Here is a 20,009-nt window from a genome sequence, read left to right as displayed (position 1 = left end):
CTCAATCGCGCTTCGGCGCTTCCGCCGACTTCGTGTCGTCTTGCGCCATGCATTGCTGAAAGAAATGCAGCCGATCGCCATTCATCGGCACGGCCCCCGGTCGCTTGTAGGGGTAGACCATGTAGGCCGCGCGCAGGCAGCGCTTTGCGGTCTCGGCGGCCGGTGCGGCGACGGCGGCACGCGATGCCAGCAGGAGCGCCAGCACGACACTGAACCGGACGGACACCCCGCTCACGGTTTCTCGCATTCCGAGTAGAACACGCCGTTCGCAGCCGCCAGCCGCTGCAGGCAATGCCGCTTGTCGGTGACCGCGCCCTCGACCGTGAAATCGTAGGCCTGCGCCTTCAGGATCAACGCGTAACGTCCCGGCGGCAGCGGCGCGTCGTCGCGCGGCAGGACCTCGAACATCTGCGGATCGTCCTTGAGCGGCGCCGCGCGGAACGGGATCGAGATGTTGCGGATCACCCAGGTATCGTCGCCCGGCGAGACCACCGGCTTGCCGGTCGCGTCGAACGTGGTCTGCTGGCTCACATGCGCGATCAGACGCACATCGATCAGGTCGGAGGCGCCGCCGGCACCCTCGCGCCGGAACACGATGAAGCGGAGATGTCCGTCCGGCAGCGTGGTCTCGCTCGGCCTGGTGATCGCCGCCGAGATCGCCACCCGCGGATCCGGCGCACGCCCCTGGATCAGCTGCAGCTCGTAGAGCTTGCCGCCGCTCTCGGCGTAGACGCCGTAGGCGGTCGGCAATGGCCGTCTTGGCGCCGGCGGCTCGGCCACAGCGACCGGCGCCGGGACGGCCGCGACCACCGCCGGCCTTTGGGTTTCAGGCGGCGCCGATGCCAGCGTGCCGGCAATCATTGCGCGGGCCGCGGCCAATGACACGCCGCGTTGCTGCAGCAGGACAACGGCCGCGATCAGCCCGAAGAACGCCAGCATGACAACGTAACGAAGCGGCGCCGACGACGACCATCGCGGACCGCGCGCCACCGCAGGCTCGACGCGATCGAGGGTCGTGACACATGCCGCCTCGGCATCGATCCGCGGCGGTGCCTCGATCCGCCGCGCGGCGCCCGCCGCCTCGAGGAATGCGGGCAGCGCCCGTGCCGGCGGCACCGCGAATTTCTCGATCACATTGCTCTTGGTGTGCGCTTCGACGCCTTCGATCGCCACTTCCAGCGCCTGCATCAGACGCTGCTTTTCCGTCGGATCCTCGTGCGCGAGCTGCTGCAGCTTCTGCCGCGCGAGCTCGTAGACCGCGCTGCGCAGCTGCTGCGGGTCGGCGCTCACGGAATCGATGGTTCGCGCCAGCACCAGCGCGAACTCCACCTCGGGATGCGCAGGACCGATGTCCCTGACCGTTCTCTGGGCCGGCGTCGGCGTCATAAATGTTAGTCTGGCTTGCCCATAATGTTACAACATTCTATGTGGATTTTACTGTTAACACAAACCACCAAGCCGGCAGATGACGCCACGGTTTGACCGTCCCGATCCGAGCAGCAGCAGGATTCTTTGACCCGTTCTCTGCACATCATGGACCAGTGGTTGTTCGCGCCCAAGCGGGACCGCCGATCCTGGCCGGACGTTCTGCTCCTCGCGGGATGGGTTGCGCCGGTCGGCTTCCAGATCGGCCGTCACGTGATGTGGCGCGACGAGGTCCGCGCGCTCACCATTGCCCTGAACGGCGACGATCCGGTCGCCATGCTGAGAGGGTTGCATGGCGAGGGCCACCCTGCCCTCTGGTACCTTCTGCTGCGCGGCGCGCATGCCGTGTTCGATCGGGTCGAGGTGCTGCCCGCCGTCGCCTTCGTGGTCGGGCTCATCACGGTCGCACTGCTGATCTTCCGGTCACCATTCCCACGACCGTTGGTCCTGCTGCTGATCACGGGCCATGCGCTGTTGTTTGAATATGTCGTGATGGCCAGGAATTACGGCATCTCGGCCCTGTTCCTGTTCGCGATCGCGGCCTGCTATCGGGCCCACCGCGACCGTGGTTTGCTGCTCGGTGCGCTGCTATTCCTGCTCGCCAACACCAACGTCGTCGGCGCGATCATGGCCGGCGCATTCCTGCTGTTCTGGCTGCTCGACCTGCTCGAGACCGATGGCTGGCGCTGGTCGCCGCCACTCACCAATTTCGCGATCAATGCAACGATCGCGACGATAGGCGTCGTCATCTGCGCGGCGACGATGCTGCCGACCTATAATGACGCCGCGGCCCGGGACTGGTCGCACGAGTCACCGCTGGCGGCGGCAATCCTGTCCCTGGTGAACCCCGGCGCGACGTCGCTGGGCGCGCTGTTTGCCAATCTGCTGCCGGGGGTCGCGGGATCGGTGCTGCTGTTCGGCGCGACGCTCGGGCTCTTGCCGCGGCGACCGGCCTTCCTCGCCGCCATCGCCGCCGTGTTGCTGACGTCGTTGTTCTTCGCCGTCGCCGCCAACGGTGCCTACCGACATGCCGCGGTCTGGCTCAGCTTCCTGATCGCGCTTTACTGGATCGGCTGGAGCCGGGTCACCGCGCCAACCGGCTCTCGGGCGTGGCTCGACCGGCGCTTGCCGGCGATCGGACGCGTGTCGCTCCTGCTGGTGCTCGCGATCCAGACCGCCGCCGGCATCAACGATTTGCGCAACGCGGTGACCGGCATGGTTGCGAGCCGCAGCGCCGATCTCGGCCGCCTGATCGCCTCGCGCGCCGATCTCACCAATGCACTGATCCTCGGCGAGCCGGAATGGCTGGTCGAGGCGCTGCCCTACTACGTCAAGAACCGGACTTATCTGGCGCGCGACCACAAATTCGGCAGCGTCGTGATCTTCTCGCGCAAGGGCAAGATGGACAGCGATCTCGGCGAGACCCTGCGCCTTGCCCGCGAGCTTCGCGACACGACCAGCGCGCCCGTCATCATCCTGCTGGCCTACCGGCTCGACGAGATCACGCCCGACCGGATCTACGACGAAGGCAAGGATTGGCGGACGTTCCGTGCCTCAGCGGCGCAGATCCGCGATTTCCGCGAAGCGACCACGATGCTCCGCCGCTTCGGCCCCGCCAAGACCGACGAGAGTTTCGACGTCTACCTCCTCAACTAGGCGATCGATCAACGACGACAGAAAAAGGACCGCGCGATGGCGCTGATGGACAGCAAGGTCGAAGCCGGCAAGCCGCCGGCCGCAAGCATCCGGCAGTATCTCGCCATCCTGCGGCTCGATCACAGCACCAAGCACATCTTCATCGTTCCCGGGATTGTCCTCGCCTGGCTGTTGCGCGGCCCGAGAGGCGAGCATATCGCAAGCGCGATCGTCCTCGGCCTCGTGGCCGCGATCTGCATCGCGTCGGCCAATTATGTGATCAATGAATGGTTCGACCGCGACTTCGACCGGCATCACCCGACCAAATCGCAACGCTCCGCGGTGCAGAGCGCGATGGACGGCAAGATCATCGGGCTAGAGTGGCTGCTGCTGGTCGCGCTAGGCCTCGTCTGCGCATCTGCGAGCAGCCGCCTGATGCTGTTCGCAACCGGCATCTTCGCCCTGCAGGGCGTCGTCTACAATGTCCCGCCGCTCCGCAGCAAGGACAAGGCCTATTTCGACGTCATCTCGGAATCCGTCAACAATCCGCTGCGGCTGTTGATCGGCTGGGCGATGATCGACCCGACCTCGTTGCCGCCGGGCTCGGTGATCCTGTGCTACTGGTTTGGCGGCGCGTTCCTGATGGCGGCCAAGCGGCTGTCCGAATATCGCGAGATTGCCGCGTCCCACGGCAGGGAGCTGCTGGCGCGCTACCGCGCGAGCTTCGCGCACTATACCGAAGTGTCGCTGACGGCCTCGTGCCTCAGCTATTCGCTGTTCTCGGTGTTCTTCCTCTCGGTGTTCCTGGTGAAGTACCGCATCGAGTATGTCCTCGCGATGCCGCTGGTGGTGATGCTGTTTACCACCTACTTCTCGATGTCGACGTCGCCGGGTTCGTCGGCGCAGAAACCCGAGAAGCTCTATGGCGAGCGCGGCCTGATGCTGCTCGTGCTGGCGCTGGTTGCCGTCTTCCTGGTAGCAAGCCTTGTCGACATGCCGTTCCTCGCGCGATTGGCCGAACAGCACTACATCACATTGAATTGAGCCTCTCGCGGCTTGATCGATATTTGAGCATGATCTCCGCGCAAACGCGTTCCGCGTTTGTCGCGAGGGAAAACCGCTTCGCACTTTTCCGGATCATGCTCTACCGCCGGCGCGGATGCGCCTTCTGATGCCAGGCCCAGGCCGAGCGAATGATGTAGCCGAGATCGGACCGGCTGGCCTTGAAGCCGAGGCCGCGCTCCGACCTGGAGGGATCGGCCACCAGGATCGGCGGATCGCCGGCCCGGCGCTCGCGCACGACGCTCGGCACCGCTTCACCGGTCTCGGCGCGGATCGCATCGAGCACCTGGCGCACCGAATAGCCGGTGCCGGTGCCGAGATTGAACACGCCGCCGGCGTCGCCCTTCAGCAGCAGCTCGAGCGCCGCGATATGGGCGCTCGCGAGATCGTCGACATGGATGTAGTCGCGCACCGCGGTGCCATCAGGCGTCTCATAGTCTTCGCCGAAGATCGCAAAGTCCGGCACGTGCCCCAGCAGCGCCATCAGCGCGCGCGGAATCAAATGCGTCTCGGGATCGCGAAGTTCGCCGATGGTGACGGAGGCGTCGGCGCCGCAGGCGTTGAATAGCGCAGGCAGACCGAGTTGAACCGATAGGCCGCGCGGTAGTCGGCCAGGATCTGCTCGATCATGAACTTGGAACGGCCGTAGGGATTGACGGTCGGACCCGCGGCACTCTCGGGAATTGGATCGCGGCCGGCGTTGCCATAGACCGCGCCGGTGCTGGAAAACACCAGGCGGTCGCCGCCCGCCTCCCGCATGCCGCGCAGCAGGCCGAGCGTGCCGGCAACGTTATTGCTGAAGTATTTCTGCGGATCCGCCACGGACTCGCCGACCGCACTGAACGCAGCGAAATGCATCACCGCGAGCGCATTGTGCTCGCCGATAATGGCGGCGATCTTGTCGTGGTCGGCGACGTCGCCGATCACGAGCGGCCCCCATCGCACGAAATCACGGTGACCGGTGGACAAATTGTCGTAGACGACCGGCAGAAACCCGGCCTCGGCAACCGCCTTAGCGCAATGGGATCCGATATATCCCGCGCCACCCGTGATGAGGATCGAACCCCTGCTTGCCATTTGAAACTGTCGTCCTCGCGCGACAAATCCTGCGTCTCAACTGACGCAACGGCCGCATGGGTACGACATTCCGTCCGAGGCGGCAAAATGACGATAGGAATAGCGTTAAGACCGAACGGATTTGCAGCCGAAGCGACGGTTAGCGCGACCCGAGCGGCACGTTGGTCCGTTGACCGACCGGCGGCCCGTGCCGCGACGGTCTCACGTAAGGGTAAGCCGGTGTTGCCGGCGGGACCGGCCGGGTCGCCTGCGGCCGCGATGTCGGAACACCACCGCCCGGTCCATCGATCGAATAGCGCGTTGCGCCCTGCGTGGTCTGTCCGGTGCCCTGTGCAAGCGCCGGGGCGGTGGCGACGACCAGCGCCGCTGTTGTGACAAGGCCGGCCAGCTTCATGTCGATGCCTCGATGGGTTGGACCGGGATCAACCGTCGATGCCTCCAATCGTTCCGGTAATATCGCCGCAGCGCTTTGGCGATCGTCTCGGATACGAAAAATGGCGCGGCGAAATGTCTCGCCGCGACACGTTCGATCGATGGGGCTCGTTCAGAAATTCAGGCGCCGGCCTGCGCAACGCCGGCCCAGTGGTCGGGGTTCGCCGGGGTCTGCATCCTGACCCAACGATAACGCGCCTGCGACCAGCTGCGGATCTGCACATTCAGATTGTCGAGCACGATGTCTCCACCCTTGGCGCGGACCACCAGCACGAGGTGGTGCTCGCCGGAGGAGGTCACGACCTCGCTCAGCAGAAGGTCGCGCATCGGCCAGCCGCGCGCCAGCAGTTCGTGGCGCTTGCTGACGGCATAGTCGTTGCAATCGCCGCGCGCCGGATTGATCAACCATTCCTCGCCGGCAAGGCCGCGCTCGTTGCGCTGCGGCGCGATGCTGCGATTGACCGACGCGTTGACCTCGATCAGGTCGGCGATGCGCTGCTTGGTCAGCCGTGTGGCGCCGCCGCGGAACACCATCCGGGCGCGGGCTTTCGGCTTGCACTCGTCGGCATAGCGCATGCAGAACATGGTGTAGGCCATCGGCGCCAGCGTCGGCTCGCTGAAGCGGATCTTCCCGATCACGCCGCGCAGCGGCAGCGGGAAGCCGACCATTCCAGCCTGGGTGTTCTGTGCGCTTGTCCCGAGCGCAAGGACGGCCAGAACCAGGGCCATCACTCTCTTGACGTTGTACATTCTTCACTCCCCACAGTGACGGGAAGCATGTACGGGAAATGTCTTGACCTTGGGCTCAAGCGCGCGGCGGCATTTGCTTCAAATGCGAGGGTGCGCGTACGCAGTTTGTTAACCAGGGCAGGTTCCCGCGCCGACCAGCTCTAGGCTGTCAAGTGATAACGCGCGCGAAGATCAACAGATCGCAGCGTTGTTTGTGCTTTTTTGGCTCTTTCCCGCGGTTTCCGCGGATGCCGCCATCAGACGCCGTCATCAAATCAAGGGGCTGGTTGCGGCGTGGAACTGCTTGCTTCCATGCCGGCGTGGTTAGCCTGACGTGAAGCGGCCGGCGCGCTCTGTTAAATCGTCACCCGTTGCCTGGGTGCGATCCCGCACCAGCTCATGACGAGATCGGCAAGCATCTTGATCTCGAGATCCGCGGGGGTGCCGCCGGCGAAATCGGCGACCGATTGCCCCAAGGCGACGGCGCGAACATAGGCCGAGCGACTGCCGATCATCGGCCCGATCTCCTCGTCGAGCGTATCCAGCTCCTCGATCAGCTGCTGGCCTTCGAGCGTGCGCTGGTCGACGCGGTTCGGCACGATCATGGCACGGAGCGCCGTTCGCCGCGTGGCACGCACTTCCCGCACAATGTCGAGCGTCCGCGCGGTGGCCTCGATGTCAAGGCCGGACGGCGTGCACGGCATCAGCACGATATTGGCGACCGCGAGCACCGCGCCCAGCACCCGATCGTTCGGCGCGGAGTCCACCACGATGATCTGATGCGGAATCTGACGCATCAGCTTGGCCCATTCGGCCACGGGGCGGGTTTCCGGATCAAGCTGGTAGACGGGGAACGACAGATTGCCGGGCTCGGCCCAGTGACACGCGGACGCCTGCGAGTCGGCGTCGACCAGTCCCACCACGCCCGTGCGCCGATCCAGTTCTGCGGCGAGCAAAACCGCAAGGGTCGTCTTTCCGACCCCGCCCTTGCGCTGGGCAACCGAGATGACAAGCGGCATCGCAAACTCCTGGCGTTATCCCCCGTACGTACGCGGGAGGACACCTTCATCAACGAGCGTCAGCATCCGCGGCAGACAGACCCGCTTTGCGTCGTAATTGTCCCGCACGAAGCTGCGCGCCTTCATCCGCATCTTCTTGAAGGCCTTGGGCCGTGACAGCACCGAGACTACCTGATCCGACAGCGCATCAATATCAAAAAACGGCACCAGCAGGCCGTTGCCGTCCGAGACGATATCGCGAAGCGGGGCGGTGTCGGATGCCACCACCGCACATCCCGCGCTCATCGCCTCCAGCAGCGACCAGGACAGCACGAAGGGATAGGTCAGATAGACGTGCACCGAGGAGATCTGCAGCAGCTCGAGATACGGTTTCCGAGGAATCCGGCCGAGGAAATGCACCCGGCGCAGGTCGATGTCCGACTTGATCTCGTCGAGGAACATCGACTTCCAGCTCGAACCCTTGGGTGGGTTCGCGCCGTAGGATGTCCCGCTGCCGCCGACGATCACAACCTGCGCATTCGGCCGCGCGGCGAGGATCCTCGGCAGGGACCGCATGAAGATATGGAATCCGCGCACCGGCTCGAGGTTGCGCGAGACGTAGGTGATCACTTCGTCGTCCGCCGACAGCGTCGCACCGTTCGGAAGCTGAAACCGCGCGACCGGGTTGGGCTTCACCTCGTCGGTGTCGACGCCCTCGTGGATCACCTCGATCTTGCTCTGAAACTCGGCGGGAAAGGTCGACCTCTGCCATGGCGTCGGCGAGACGCCCGTGTCGCATTCCGTGAGCGCCAGCAGCGTGGTCGCATTCTTCAGATGGAGCGCGACATTGCCATCAAGGCCGGTCATGGGAAATTCGGGATCGAAGCCGACGTCCCTGCCCTCGGCACCGTAGTAGAATTCGCAATAGAGGATGATCCGCGCGCGCGGAAACATCGTGCGCAGCGGCAGCGTCTCGCCCCAACCGGGATGCGCGAAGATCAGGTCGGGCACGAAGCCCTGCCCCGACAGCGACGACAGCGCGTACAGAACCTCTTCGGCACGCCGCGATTCGACATCGAAGCGCCGGGCAAACGGATGGACGACCGCGGAATCCGTCTTGGTCGTCGAATATTTGAGCAGCCGGATATCCGGCGTCGTGCTCGCGGTCGATGAACCGACCGCAACGACCCTGTTGCCGGGCTGCTCTGCGAGCGCACGCGCAATGTGGCGGTACTGGGCCGGAAAGTTATTGTGGACGAACAGGACGTTCATTGGCGGGCGAGCGCGCCCCCCGGCCGCGCGGTCTTCGATTGGGGTCAGGGTCTGCATCATCACCGGCGGGTATGTCATCGATTGGCGGGCAAAACTATCTTACCGGATTAACATTAAGCCCCCTTCTATCACACAGATTTTTGGGGCACACTGCGGGAGACTTATCAATCCATTCCGTTAGGCTCGCAGGCGACAATGAACGAACAGATTCAGCAGAAAACCATTGATCTGGCACGGGGTCTCTTCCTGGTTCGATACAATGGCGCAGATGATAAGGTGTCACCTCCGGTGGTGCGCGTATACGCGGATCGCGCCAGTCTTAACAATTGTAATATCATTGCCGGACCGGACGTGGTCAATGGAACCCTGTTCGCGCCCGAGACCGCGCTGGTCGTGTCGGTCGCCCGACCGAGCCGCCTGATCGTCGAGGTCACGGCAGGGCGCGTCGGCGGGTCGACCGCCGCCAATATCAAGATCGAGCCGCTGACCCAGGGACAGCCGGCTGAGCAGCCGGCCGGCCAGCCATTCGACATGTTCGAGCCGGAGGCTGGACCCGGCAAGTTGAGCGACCTCAAGCTGCTCGCGCATGTCGCGGGTCTGGGCGACGTGACCGTCGGCTCGAATGTCTGGATTGCCGGACCGTCCGCGCCGGCCCGGATCGAGGGAATTTCCCTCGAATGGCCCAACAAGCCGCACGATCTCCACCTGCAATACGCCGTCAAGTTCGCCAGGCCGCAGCGGGGCGACAACCAGTTCGTTCCTCTCGGAACCTTTGCCGGAACCCGGGGACGCGCATTGGCCATCACGGGGTTCTCGCTGGAGGCCTCGGGTCCCGGCGCGGATCGCTACGCCATCGCGGCTGAAACCATCTTCCTGGGAGCTCCGACCCTGCGGGTCACCGGGAACCGTATTGTGGTGTCGGGTCCTTCCGGACGGGAACCGCTGGTGGGCCTCAAGCTCAATCTCGAGGAGCGCCGGGTGCAGGCGGCCCCTCTCGCGCCCCAGCAGCCGAGGCGGGTCGAACCCGCCACTCCGATGCCGCACCAGGACGGACCGCGCCTCGAGGGACGGGTGCGCGTGTTCCGGAGCCGGCAGGGCGCCGTCAAGACGGCAGGCTGACCATGCGGGCAGATAAGGGCGCCACTTGACCGCCGACGCGCGCAGGATCGCCTTTACGTCCAAAACGCTCCACCACGTCGATCTCGAGCGGGCCGCTGTCGGGGCGCTCGAGGCGCGTGATTTCCGCCTGGCGTTCGCGCTCGCCGACCGCCGCTGCCGGATCCTGCCGCATCCGGGCGCCCGCGCCCATCTGCTGCGCGCGGAAGCGCTGTTTCATCTCGACCTCAGGGATGCGGCCATCGCCGGCGTCGCGAGGGCGCTCGAGCTCGAGCCGGACGATCTGGTCGCTGCCCGGCGAATGATGGCTTGGGGCGACGACCTTCAGCAGATCGAGGCGGCGCGAAGCGTCACGCGGCGTGACGACGATCCGGATTCGGTCAGGGCCGCCCTGCTGCTGCTCGAACAGAGCGGCCAGGACAGCTGCGCCCGCATCGACTTTCTGGACGAAGAGGTGAAGGGATGGGTGACGTGGCGCGGGCCGGGCGACCCGCACCTTTCGCTGGCGCAGGCGGATCAATCCAGCACGATCCAGCTTCCCGCCGATCCACGCCACAGATTCGCGCGTGACGGGCGACAGGCTGCGAGCTTCCGTCTGATCCGGCCCGCGTCCGCGACCTCGCAGCGCCTGCAGATCACGCAGGCGGACCGGGTGATCGCAAGTGTTCAACTCCCGGCCAACCGCGTTCCGGATCACCGGGCCGCACCACGCCGGCCGGCTCGCCTTCGAAACGGCGAACCTTCTCCGCTCACCATCATCATCCCGGTATATGGGGATCTGGCCGCAACGCGAGCCTGCATCGACAGCGCGTTGAATGCGCTCGCCTGCACGCCGGGCTCGACCATCGTCGTCGTGGACGATGCGTCGCCCGAGCCCGACATCAAGCGCTTGCTCAGCGAGCTCGCCGCCGAGTTCCGCATCCGGCTCCTGACCAACGAGCACAATCTCGGCTTTGTCGGTGCGGTCAACCGGGCGCTCGGCGAGACCGGCGCCGGCGACGTCGTGCTGCTGAACTCGGACACGATCGTGCCGAAATACGCGCTGCAACGCCTGCGCAGCGCGGTGCAATCGACGCCGAGGGTGGGCACGGCGACCCCGCTGTCGAACAACGGCGAATACACCAGTTTTCCAATCCCGAACCGGTCAAATCCCCTGCCCGCGGCCGGCGAAATCGAATTGCTGGACGAACTTGCAGGCAGAACCAATTCCGGGATTGCGATCGACATCCCCAACGGCATCGGGTTCTGCCTCTACATTACCCGCGAATGCCTCGACGCCGTGCGCGAGCTCTCCGATGACTTCTATCGCGGCTATCTCGAAGACGTCGACTTCTGCCTACGCGCGGCGGAGGCCGGCTTCCGCAACGTCTGCATTCCTTCGGTTTTTGTCGGGCACGAGGGTTCTCGCTCGTTTCTGGGCGAGAAGCGTTCGCTCGTGATGCGAAATCTTCGCGTTCTCGAACACCGTTACCGGCGCTATGCGACGGACTGCGCCGCATTCCTGCTTGCCGATCCGCTCCGCGATTACCGCGCAGCACTTGAGCTCAAGCTGCTCGCGAGCCAGCAGGTCGCCGCCGGCCCATCTGTCATCCTCTGCGGCTCGTCCGCCGGCCGCGCAATTGCCATCAGGCGCTGCCGGCAGCTGGCTGCAGAGGGCCAGCACGGCCTGGTCGTGCAGATCCGCTCCGAGGGACAACGCCAGCTGGCTGCGATGTTTGATCCGGATGGCGGAGCGCCGCAGTCGATCGCACTCGACGTTGCGACGCCCGAGGATCGCGAAGCTCTTCTGAGGTTTCTCGCCGATCTCGGAACCCGGTCGCTCGAGATTGCGGAGCCGAACCGCATTCCCGGCGCATGTCTGGCGCAGCTCACGCAACACTTTGCCTACGACCTCCTGATCACAGACACCGCGCTTGCAATGCGCACGGCGGTCGGATCGGGCGTTCATCCGGCTTGGACAAGCCTGGTCGCCGAAGCGCGGCGCGTGACTGCGATCGATGACGACGGCGCAGCCTTTTCGGAAGCCGTTCTCGGCCTGCAAGTCGTGAGGCTGAGCGACCCGCCCGTGCCGCCGGCGCTGTATCCCGAGGTGAGCGGCCCCGCGCGTCTCGGCCTGCTGGTCCTGCACACCAGCGCCGCGGAATTTCGCTTCATACGAGCGTTGAGCGATCAACTGGCCGACGCCGACGAAGACATCGAGATCGTCGTGCTGGGGAGTACGCTCGACGATCTCAAGCTGATGCAGCGCACGAATGTGATCGTCACCGGCGATATTGCCGTCGACGACGTCGCCACGCTCATCGAAGGTCACGGCATCACGAAATTGGTTCTCGACATCGGCGAACCAGCATTTGGTCATCCATTGGTGGAAGCGCTACTGGCAACCGGGCTGCCGATCGCCGCGACGGAATGGAGCCCGACGCCTCCGGGGCGTGGCCGCAGCACGGACCTGAAGCTGCAGCCAGGCTTTGATGCCGATGCAACGATTGCTGCCGTACGCGACTGGGCGGTCGAGGACGTCCTGCTACAACCCGATCGGAGGAGCGGTCGACACCGGCGGCAGGTTGGCACGCGGCTTCCATGATCGCGGCGGCCATGCGAGCGAGGAGAACGGCGTCGAATCCAGCCCCAGCAGCGGGCTGTAATAGGGATCGTCGAGCAGCACATCTCCCCATTTCGCGCGCAGGATCGACAACTCGCGCCTGAAGCGTGCCCTGCGATCCGGCGCGGAATCGCGACCGCGGCTTGCCGACTCCAGATGAACGAGTTTCGCGTCCGGCGTGAACACGATCCGCTTTCCGAGCTGGCGCAGCTTCAGGCACAAATCGATATCGTTGAAGCTGATCGGAAAGCGGATCTCGTCCATGCCGCCGACGGCCACGAAATCGCGCTTGCGCATCAAGAGGCACGCGCCCGTCACCGCCGAGCATTCGTGCGCCACCTGAAGCAGATCGCCATAGCCGGGATCACCATCCATCCGGTCGTTGAAGGCGTGCGCGGCCGAGAAATTGGCCCCCAGCACCACTCCACCGTGCTGCACGACGCTGCTCGGCCAGAGCAGCTTTGCACCGACGGCTCCGACATCGGGAGCGGCGAGCCGCCACAGCATCTCCGCCAGCCAGCTGTCGTCGAGCGCCTCGACGTCATTGTTGAGAAAGCAGATGTTCTCGGTATCGACGCAAGCGACGGCGGCGTTGTTGATGAATGCGAAGTTGAAGGGCCCCTCGACCGAGATGACGTCGATTTCCTGCGAGAGGCTCTCCAGATAGTCCAGCGTTTCCGGCTCGGTCGAGCTGTTGTCGACGACGAGGATCCGGGCGTTCGTCTCATTTGCCGCCGGCATGACGGTCTCGATGCATCGCTTGAGCAGCTCGGCGCGATTTCTGGTCGGGATGATGATGGTGGTGCGCTCGTTCCAATCGACGGCGCGCTTGACCTGAACGGCCGGAAGAAGACCTGCTTTTCGCGGCTCGACATTGGCCTCGATGCCGGCCCTGGCAAAATACGCCTTGCTTGCGGCGACCAGTTCGGCGGTGGCGGCCGATGCATCGATCCGCGGCAATGCCGCAACCGATCCCGGAAGATGATAGGTTCGATCCGGCTCCGCGCAGCAGAGGAAGATGTCGTAGAGCGACGTCGCCGATCGCAGCGCTTCCAGGGCACGTTCCCGGCGCACCGCAAAACAATACGCCCCATAGCCCTGCTCGAGCGCGCGCTCGAGATCGAATGCCGAAAACGCCAGCGGCCAGACAGTGCCGGCGCCCGCAGCAACTTCGACGTCGCCATAGACGAGATCGCAGCCGGGTTCGGACGCGAATAGATCGGCGAAACGCTGCAAGGTGTCGTCCGCGAGGATCGTTCCGCTCAGACAAAACACAAAGAACGCGCTGCCGGCGGCATCGCCCTCGACAAATTCGCGCGCTGCTTTTGGATCGAATTGACTGAACGCCCGCGCCGGCAGGGACACCGCCGACCAGGCGGAGTGCCGTTGCGCTTCGAGGCTTTCGATGCTCTCGTCCACCCTGACATCGCCGATCAGGACCACTGCCGCCTCGGATGCAAGATCAGACTGTTCGGATTGAGTCGTCGGCGAGAAGCGCTCCTTCCAGCCGCGATAGGCGTAAAACGGCAGCGAGGCCGGCAGCACCCGGTCGAACAGCTCTCCACGAAGCCGCTCGCTCTCCCAGCGCCCGAGATCCGCGAGCGTCTGCTCCAATCCGCGATCGAAAGCGACGAAGGAAATCGGCTCCGAGATCAGGCTCCGTCCCGAAATCGTCCGCGCGGATAGTCCACGCATGCGACCGTCCGCAAAATGCTCGGGCAGATGAAAATCGATCCGGCGGCCGACGCCGAACTCGCCGCCCCGCGCAACGTTGGTCCACCCGGTCGGCTTCACGGTCATCACCGGACGTTGCGCGATCAGGATTTCGATGTCCTCGTCGATGTCCTGAGCAAGCCAGCCTTCGAAGCGCAGACCTCCGACCCACTCGATATCACCGATCCGGTGCCATCGCGCTTCCGGCGCAGCGACATCGCAGCGAATTGGAGCACCGACGGGAGTGCCGATATTTGCCAGCCTTGCCTCAATGATCCCGGCGTTCGCGCTGACCTGATCCTGCACGTTGAAGGTAAAGCCAAATCGAGCGTCACCGATCCCGGCGTCGGCAAGCTCTGTTACGAACTCGTCACACAATGATGACATGTATGGCTCGCCGTCGACGAGCAGGTCGACGGTGTAGCGTCGGCCGAGATCGGCGCGATCATAGACAAACCCGGAAAACGTCGTGCGATCGGATCTGGAGAACTGCGTTTGCAACGACGCGTATTCAGCTCCTGAGGGCTTCTGCTTGCCAATCGTCTTCATGCTCATGTCCACCCTCAAACGGCAGCTCGATTGTCGGTCGATTTCAAGTTGAGAATGTGTCCATGGTGCGCCCGAGGTGACTAGCGGGCGCTCAGCTGCACCGAGCGATCACCGTTTGCACAAAAAGCCGCCGACCTCCAACACAAACTATACGCTATAAAACTTGGCGTTATCGGCGCCAATTGTGCTAGTGCTAACTCCTCCTCTCCACACTGATCGACGAGCGGATTCATGAAGATTGCAATGGTTGGAACGGGATATGTAGGTCTCGTATCCGGAGCGTGTTTTGCCGATTTCGGCCACCAGGTCGTTTGCGTCGACAAGGACGCCGGCAAGATCGAAGCCCTGAAGCGCGGCAAGATCCCGATCTACGAAACTGACCTCGATAAGCTCGTCGAGACCAACGCCGCCGCCGGACGGCTGACCTTCACGACGGAGCTTGCGGGCGCCGTCGCGGATGCCGATGCCGTGTTCATCGCGGTCGGAACGCCCTCGCGGCGCGGCGACGGCCATGCGGACCTGAGCTACGTCTATGCTGCCGCCAAGGAGATCGGCGCGGCGCTCAAGAAGTTCACCGTGGTGGTGACCAAGTCGACCGTGCCCGTGGGCACCGGCGACGAGGTTGAACGCCTGATCCGCGAAACCAATCCCGACGCCGATTTCGCCGTTGCGTCGAACCCCGAATTCCTCCGCGAAGGCGCCGCGATCCAGGATTTTCGCCATCCCGACCGCATCGTCGTCGGCACCGAGGACGATCGGGCCAAGAGGGTGATGGGCGAAGTCTATCGCCCGCTCTACCTGAACCAGGCGCCGATCCTCTATACCGCGCGACGCACGGCCGAATTGATCAAATACGCCGCGAATGCCTTCCTTGCCACCAAGATCACCTTCATCAACGAGATCGCCGATCTCTCCGAAAGAGTCGGGGCGAACGTGCAGGAGGTGGCGCGCGGCATCGGGCTCGACAACCGGATTGGAACCAAGTTCCTGCATGCCGGCGCCGGCTATGGCGGCTCCTGCTTCCCGAAGGACACCCGCGCGCTGTTCAAGACGGCGCTCGACCACGACGTCCAGCTGAAAATCGTCGAGGCCACGCTGACCGCGAACGACAACCGCAAGCGCGCGATGGCGCGCAAGGTCGCCAACGTGCTCGGCGGCGAGCTGCGCGGCAAGACCATCGGCGTGCTCGGCCTGACCTTCAAACCCGATACGGACGACATGCGCGAGGCCCCTTCGATCCCGCTGATCAACGGCCTGATCGACTTCGGCGCCAAGGTTCGTGCCTACGATCCCATCGGCATGGAGCAGGCGCGCAAGGAATTGCCTGAAATCGAGTACTGCAAGGATGCCTATGAATGCGCGCGCCAGGCCGATGCGCTGGTGATCGTGACCGAGTGGCGCCAGTTCCGCGCGCTCGATCTCAAGCGCATCAAGCAGGAGATGAAGCATCCGGTCGTCGTCGACCTGCGCAACATCTACCGTCCGGACGAGATGGCCGCACACGGCTTCACCTACGACAGTATCGGTCGGCCGCGTTGAGCGCTCGCGCCCGGCGGCGATAGCCGCCGGTCGGTTCAATCCTGGAGCCTTGGTTCTGATCAAATCAGGACCAAGGCTCTCTTCTTGTCTGACGCGTTTTCTGCACGCGCACCGGCATCCGCTTCCGAAGGCGCCTTAAGCGTGGGCGGGCGCGCCAAGCTGGACAAATGCATCCAGTTCGCGCGCCAGCGCTTCCTGCCAGGTCGGCATCGCCACGCCGAACTGCGCCTTCAGCCGCGACAGATCCAGCCGCGAATTACCCGGACGCACCGCCTTGGTCGGAAAATCGGCGGCTGCGATCGGAGCGATGTTCTCGACCGCCAGCGTGACGCCGCGAGATCTCAGCCCGCCGACAATGGCGGTTGCGAAGCCGTGCCAGCTGGTTTCGCCGGCGCAGACGAGATTGACGACACCGCCCCTGCGCACGAGCTGATCGTGCAACGTGGTGAGGTTCGGCAGGACGATGCCGGCGACCGCTCCGGCGATCGCTGATGCCGTGGTCGGCGCACCGATCTGATCGGCCACGATCCGCAATTCCTTGCGCTCGCCGGCGAGCCGCGCGATCGTGCGCAGGAAATTCGTGCCCTTTGCGGCATAAACCCATGAGGTGCGCGCGATCAGATGCGCCCCGCCCGCCGCCTGGATCGCGACATCGCCGGCGAGCTTGCTGGCGCCATAGGCCGACAGCGGTTCGGTCGGGCTGTCCTCGCGCCACGGCCTGTCGCCCGAACCATTGAAGACGTAGTCCGTGGAGAAATGCACCAGCGGCACGCGGTTCGCCGCAGCCCATTTGGCGATCGCTTCAGGTCCCTTCGCGTTGACCAGGAACGCCAGCTCGCGTTCGTCCTCGGCGCGATCGACGGCGGTATAGGCAGCCGGATTGATGATGAGATCGGGCTTCAGACTCTCAAGCTGGCTCGTCAGCATCTCCGGCTTCGACAGATCGAACTCCGCGGTGGGTGGCGCGATGATCGTGCCGTGGCTTTCCAGCAAAGGCTTGAGCGCACTGCCAACCTGGCCGCGTGTTCCCGTCAACAAGATCCGCATCAGATTTGTCCATAGGTCGGAAGGTTGCTGGCGTCGGCGAGGAGCGGCGCGTCCGCATCCTTGGCCGACAGCTGTGGCTTGTCGACGCCCCATTTGATCCCGATCGCGGGATCATTCCACCGGATCGAGAGCTCGTCCTTGGGGCTGTAGAAATCATCGCATTTGTAGAAGAAGTCGGCGGTCTCCGAGAGCACCACGAAGCCGTGGGCGAAGCCGCGCGGCACCCACAATTGTCGGCGGTTCTCCTCGCTCAATTCGACCGCGACATGCTTGCCGAAATTCGGACTGCCGACGCGCACGTCGACGGCAACGTCCAGCACCTTGCCGCGCAGCACGGAGACGAGCTTGCCCTGGGTGACCGGGTTTTGCAGATGCAGCCCGCGCAGCACGCCATAGGCCGAGCGGGACATGTTGTCCTGCACGAACGGACGCGTGATGCCGTGCTCGACATAACGCGGAGACTGGTAGGTCTCGAGGAAGAAGCCGCGCTGGTCGCCGAACAGCTTCGGCTCGACGATCAGGACTTCAGGAAGCTCGGTCTTGATGACGTTCATCTAACATTTGTTCCAGTTTGACGCGCTTGAAATGTTAATTCCCCTCTCATAACAAACTTGTGCAGCGCACGCTATATGTTATGTTCTGATAGTCAAATTGTGAGGGACCATGAAAGGCATTATCCTTGCCGGTGGCACCGGCTCGCGCCTCTATCCGGTGACGACAGTCGTCTCCAAGCAACTGCTGCCCGTGTTCGACAAGCCGATGATCTACTATCCGCTGTCGACGCTGATGCTGGGCGGAATCCGCGATATCCTGATCATTTCCACGCCGCAGGACAAGCCGCTGTTCCAGCGCTTGCTCGGCGATGGCAGCGAGATGGGTGTCCGGTTCGCCTATGCGACGCAGGAGACCCCGCGGGGCCTTGCCGACGCCTTCATCGTCGGACGCGACTTCATCGGTGATGACTCTGTTGCCCTTGTGTTAGGGGATAACATTTTCTACGGCCACGGCCTGCCGAGCATGCTGTCGTCCGCCTCGATCCGCAAGAAAGGCGCCACCGTGTTCGGCTACGTCGTGAACGCGCCTGAACAGTACGGCGTGATCGAGCTGGACGGCACCGGCCGGGCATTGTCGATCGAAGAGAAGCCGAAGCGGCCGAAATCCAACGTCGCGGTCACCGGCCTCTACTTCTACGACAATGATGTGGTCGACATCGCGGCGGGCATCAGGCCATCGCCGCGCGGCGAGATCGAGATCACCGACGTCAACAAGGCCTATCTCGAACGCGGCGACCTCTATGTCGAGGTGCTCGGCCGCGGCTTTGCCTGGCTCGACACCGGCACCCATTCCTCGCTGGTCGAAGCCAGCCATTTCGTCCAGATCCTGGAGCAGCGTCAGGGCCTGCGCATCGCCTGCCCCGAGGAGATCGCGCTGCGCCAGGGCTACATCTCGCTCGAAGCCTTCGCGAGGGTTGCACAGAAGACCGCCAAGAGCAGCTACGGCGAGTACCTGCTGTCGGTCTACCGCTCATTCCACGGCGAGCCGCGCGCGGCGGAGGTATTCAAACATGCGGTTTAAGGGATCGACGATCTTCGTCACCGGCGGCGCCGGCTTCATCGGCTCCGCCGTGGTCCGCCACCTGCTGCGCGACACCCACGCCCGCGTCGTCAACATCGACAAGCTGACCTATGCGGCAAACCTGGCCTCGCTGCCCCGCGCCGCCGAAAGCCTGAACTACACTTTCGAGAAGGCATGCATCTGCGAGGCGCAGAACCTGCGTCGGCTGTTCGAGAAATATCAGCCCGATGCGGTGATGAACCTTGCCGCGGAAAGCCATGTCGACCGCTCGATCGACGGCCCCGGCGAATTCATCCAGACCAACATCGTCGGCACCTTCACGATCCTGCAGGAGACGCTGCGCCACTGGCGTTCGCTCTCGCCCGAGAAGCGCGACCGCTTCCGCTTCCTGCATATCTCGACCGACGAGGTGTTCGGTTCACTCGGCGACGAAGGGCTGTTCACCGAGACCACGGCGTACGCGCCGAACTCGCCCTATTCGGCCAGCAAGGCATCGTCCGATCATTTGGTGCGGGCCTGGCGTGAGACCTACGAGCTGCCGACCCTGGTGACCAACTGCTCCAACAATTACGGCCCCTATCACTTCCCGGAAAAGCTGATCCCGCACATGATCATCAAGGGGCTCGCCGGCGAGCCGCTGCCGGTCTATGGCGACGGCAAGAACATTCGCGACTGGCTGTTCGTCGAGGATCACGCCAAGGCGCTGACGCTGGTGCTGGAGCGCGGCGAGGTCGGCGAGACCTACAATGTCGGCGGCCGCAACGAGCGCACCAACCTGCACGTGGTCGAGAGCATCTGCGACCTGCTCGACGAAGTCGTGCCGGCCGCAGCAGGCCCGCGCCGCCGGCTGATCAATTTCGTCGCCGACCGCCCCGGCCACGACCGCCGCTACGCCATCGACGCCACCAAGCTCGAGACCGAGCTCGGCTGGCGCGCCGAGGAGAATTTCGAGACCGGCATCGCCAAGACCGTGCGCTGGTATGTCGACGAGCAACCCTGGTGGCGCGCCATCCTGGAGGGCGGCTACAAGGTGGAGCGCGTCGGCCTGAACCAGTAGCCGCCGATCACCGCGGATCATCAGCAACGGTGACAGCGCCGATCATCGTGGGACTTGCGGAATATCCCTCGGCCGGAAGATGTCCGGCCGATCGGGTGCAGGGATGCAGGCCTCGGCGATCATGAGTTGGCGTTGATGAACTGCAACGCGGCCTGAAGATGCAAGGACGTGCTGGCATCAG

General features: G+C 64.2%; 16 protein-coding genes and 1 pseudogene. 7 read left to right on the top strand and 10 right to left on the bottom strand.

Annotated features, from left to right (window positions below; all coding sequences use genetic code 11):
• Nucleotide 1: 1 nt before the first annotated feature.
• Nucleotides 2-235: a hypothetical protein gene (locus ACVWY5_RS11250; RefSeq protein ID WP_244482546.1), complete on the bottom strand. Its 234-nt coding sequence runs from the start codon at nucleotides 233-235 to the stop codon at nucleotides 2-4.
• Nucleotides 232-1,386, bottom strand: coding sequence for a hypothetical protein (locus ACVWY5_RS11245; protein ID WP_028331565.1), 1,155 nt, complete (start codon nucleotides 1,384-1,386; stop codon nucleotides 232-234). The genes ACVWY5_RS11250 and ACVWY5_RS11245 overlap by 4 nt, the downstream gene beginning before the upstream one ends.
• 126 nt (nucleotides 1,387-1,512) lie before the next feature.
• On the opposite strand from ACVWY5_RS11245, the gene ACVWY5_RS11240 reads away from it, so the two are divergent.
• Nucleotides 1,513-3,081 carry a hypothetical protein gene (locus ACVWY5_RS11240; protein WP_028331566.1) on the top strand — a complete coding sequence of 523 codons (1,569 nt, stop codon included), beginning with the start codon at nucleotides 1,513-1,515 and terminating at the stop codon, nucleotides 3,079-3,081.
• Nucleotides 3,082-3,117: 36 nt separating this feature from the next.
• A complete protein-coding gene (locus tag ACVWY5_RS11235) occupies nucleotides 3,118-4,104 on the top strand; it encodes a UbiA family prenyltransferase (protein ID WP_028331567.1) in 987 nt (328 codons plus the stop codon).
• A 100-nt stretch (nucleotides 4,105-4,204) separates the two neighbouring features.
• Here the strand turns inward: ACVWY5_RS11235 and galE are convergent.
• From galE to ACVWY5_RS11210, 5 genes and pseudogenes are all read right to left on the bottom strand, one after another.
• A pseudogene (galE, locus tag ACVWY5_RS11230) lies at nucleotides 4,205-5,199 on the bottom strand (UDP-glucose 4-epimerase GalE).
• A gap of 139 nt (nucleotides 5,200-5,338) precedes the next feature.
• Nucleotides 5,339-5,593: a hypothetical protein gene (locus ACVWY5_RS11225; RefSeq protein ID WP_028331568.1), complete on the bottom strand. Its 255-nt coding sequence runs from the start codon at nucleotides 5,591-5,593 to the stop codon at nucleotides 5,339-5,341.
• A 158-nt stretch (nucleotides 5,594-5,751) separates the two neighbouring features.
• Complete coding sequence (locus ACVWY5_RS11220) at nucleotides 5,752-6,381, bottom strand: transglutaminase-like cysteine peptidase (RefSeq protein ID WP_028331569.1); 630 nt, start codon at nucleotides 6,379-6,381, stop codon at nucleotides 5,752-5,754.
• Nucleotides 6,382-6,716: 335 nt separating this feature from the next.
• Entirely contained in the window at nucleotides 6,717-7,379 is a 663-nt protein-coding gene (locus tag ACVWY5_RS11215) for a ParA family protein (protein ID WP_028331570.1), read from the bottom strand.
• A 15-nt stretch (nucleotides 7,380-7,394) separates the two neighbouring features.
• Nucleotides 7,395-8,630 (bottom strand): glycosyltransferase family 4 protein, encoded by a 1,236-nt coding sequence (locus ACVWY5_RS11210; protein ID WP_028331571.1) that lies wholly within the window; start codon nucleotides 8,628-8,630, stop codon nucleotides 7,395-7,397.
• Nucleotides 8,631-8,825: 195 nt separating this feature from the next.
• On the opposite strand from ACVWY5_RS11210, the gene ACVWY5_RS11205 reads away from it, so the two are divergent.
• Together ACVWY5_RS11205 and ACVWY5_RS11200 are read left to right on the top strand one after the other, a co-directional pair.
• On the top strand, nucleotides 8,826-9,749 hold the full coding sequence (locus ACVWY5_RS11205; protein ID WP_038377087.1) for a hypothetical protein: 924 nt from the start codon (nucleotides 8,826-8,828) through the stop codon (nucleotides 9,747-9,749).
• 298 nt (nucleotides 9,750-10,047) lie between these two features.
• Complete coding sequence (locus tag ACVWY5_RS11200) at nucleotides 10,048-12,330, top strand: glycosyltransferase family 2 protein (RefSeq protein WP_456671773.1); 2,283 nt, start codon at nucleotides 10,048-10,050, stop codon at nucleotides 12,328-12,330.
• On the opposite strand, the gene ACVWY5_RS11195 is transcribed toward ACVWY5_RS11200, so the two are convergent.
• The gene (locus ACVWY5_RS11195; RefSeq protein ID WP_321176776.1) at nucleotides 12,271-14,610 is read right to left on the bottom strand and encodes a glycosyltransferase family 2 protein; all 2,340 of its coding nucleotides are present in this window, start codon (nucleotides 14,608-14,610) and stop codon (nucleotides 12,271-12,273) included. The genes ACVWY5_RS11200 and ACVWY5_RS11195 overlap by 60 nt on opposite strands.
• 231 nt (nucleotides 14,611-14,841) lie before the next feature.
• Between ACVWY5_RS11195 and ACVWY5_RS11190 the strand changes: the two genes are divergently transcribed.
• Complete coding sequence (locus ACVWY5_RS11190; RefSeq protein WP_028331574.1) at nucleotides 14,842-16,149, top strand: UDP-glucose dehydrogenase family protein; 1,308 nt, start codon at nucleotides 14,842-14,844, stop codon at nucleotides 16,147-16,149.
• Between the two features lie 135 nt (nucleotides 16,150-16,284).
• Here the strand turns inward: ACVWY5_RS11190 and rfbD are convergent, their stop codons facing one another.
• Together rfbD and rfbC are read right to left on the bottom strand one after the other, a co-directional pair.
• Nucleotides 16,285-17,196 (bottom strand): dTDP-4-dehydrorhamnose reductase, encoded by a 912-nt coding sequence (rfbD, locus tag ACVWY5_RS11185; protein WP_028331575.1) that lies wholly within the window; start codon nucleotides 17,194-17,196, stop codon nucleotides 16,285-16,287.
• Nucleotides 17,196-17,750 carry a dTDP-4-dehydrorhamnose 3,5-epimerase gene (gene rfbC / locus ACVWY5_RS11180; protein ID WP_028331576.1) on the bottom strand — a complete coding sequence of 185 codons (555 nt, stop codon included), beginning with the start codon at nucleotides 17,748-17,750 and terminating at the stop codon, nucleotides 17,196-17,198. The genes rfbD and rfbC overlap by 1 nt, the downstream gene beginning before the upstream one ends.
• Nucleotides 17,751-17,859: 109 nt before the next feature.
• Between rfbC and rfbA the strand changes: the two genes are divergently transcribed.
• Nucleotides 17,860-18,771: a glucose-1-phosphate thymidylyltransferase RfbA gene (gene rfbA, locus ACVWY5_RS11175; RefSeq protein WP_018270712.1), complete on the top strand. Its 912-nt coding sequence runs from the start codon at nucleotides 17,860-17,862 to the stop codon at nucleotides 18,769-18,771.
• Nucleotides 18,761-19,828: a dTDP-glucose 4,6-dehydratase gene (rfbB, locus tag ACVWY5_RS11170; RefSeq protein WP_028331577.1), complete on the top strand. Its 1,068-nt coding sequence runs from the start codon at nucleotides 18,761-18,763 to the stop codon at nucleotides 19,826-19,828. Before rfbA ends, rfbB begins: the two co-directional genes overlap by 11 nt.
• The last annotated feature ends 181 nt before the right edge of the window (nucleotides 19,829-20,009 follow it).

Source organism: Bradyrhizobium sp. USDA 3256, from assembly GCF_054058275.1.
Note: the sequence above shows the minus strand (reverse complement) of the source record. Positions and strands in the feature narration are given on the sequence as shown.

Coding starts and splice junctions, on each gene's coding strand:
- ACVWY5_RS11205 (WP_038377087.1), top strand. CDS start 8,826: ATGAACGAACAGATTCAGCAGAAAACCATTGATCTGGCACGGGGTCTC.
- ACVWY5_RS11190 (WP_028331574.1), top strand. CDS start 14,842: ATGAAGATTGCAATGGTTGGAACGGGATATGTAGGTCTCGTATCCGGA.
- ACVWY5_RS11215 (WP_028331570.1), bottom strand. CDS start 7,379: ATGCCGCTTGTCATCTCGGTTGCCCAGCGCAAGGGCGGGGTCGGAAAG.
- rfbB (WP_028331577.1), top strand. CDS start 18,761: ATGCGGTTTAAGGGATCGACGATCTTCGTCACCGGCGGCGCCGGCTTC.
- ACVWY5_RS11220 (WP_028331569.1), bottom strand. CDS start 6,381: ATGTACAACGTCAAGAGAGTGATGGCCCTGGTTCTGGCCGTCCTTGCG.
- ACVWY5_RS11245 (WP_028331565.1), bottom strand. CDS start 1,386: ATGACGCCGACGCCGGCCCAGAGAACGGTCAGGGACATCGGTCCTGCG.
- ACVWY5_RS11195 (WP_321176776.1), bottom strand. CDS start 14,610: ATGAAGACGATTGGCAAGCAGAAGCCCTCAGGAGCTGAATACGCGTCG.
- ACVWY5_RS11235 (WP_028331567.1), top strand. CDS start 3,118: ATGGCGCTGATGGACAGCAAGGTCGAAGCCGGCAAGCCGCCGGCCGCA.
- ACVWY5_RS11225 (WP_028331568.1), bottom strand. CDS start 5,593: ATGAAGCTGGCCGGCCTTGTCACAACAGCGGCGCTGGTCGTCGCCACC.
- rfbC (WP_028331576.1), bottom strand. CDS start 17,750: ATGAACGTCATCAAGACCGAGCTTCCTGAAGTCCTGATCGTCGAGCCG.
- ACVWY5_RS11210 (WP_028331571.1), bottom strand. CDS start 8,630: ATGAACGTCCTGTTCGTCCACAATAACTTTCCGGCCCAGTACCGCCAC.
- rfbD (WP_028331575.1), bottom strand. CDS start 17,196: ATGCGGATCTTGTTGACGGGAACACGCGGCCAGGTTGGCAGTGCGCTC.
- rfbA (WP_018270712.1), top strand. CDS start 17,860: ATGAAAGGCATTATCCTTGCCGGTGGCACCGGCTCGCGCCTCTATCCG.
- ACVWY5_RS11200 (WP_456671773.1), top strand. CDS start 10,048: ATGATGGCTTGGGGCGACGACCTTCAGCAGATCGAGGCGGCGCGAAGC.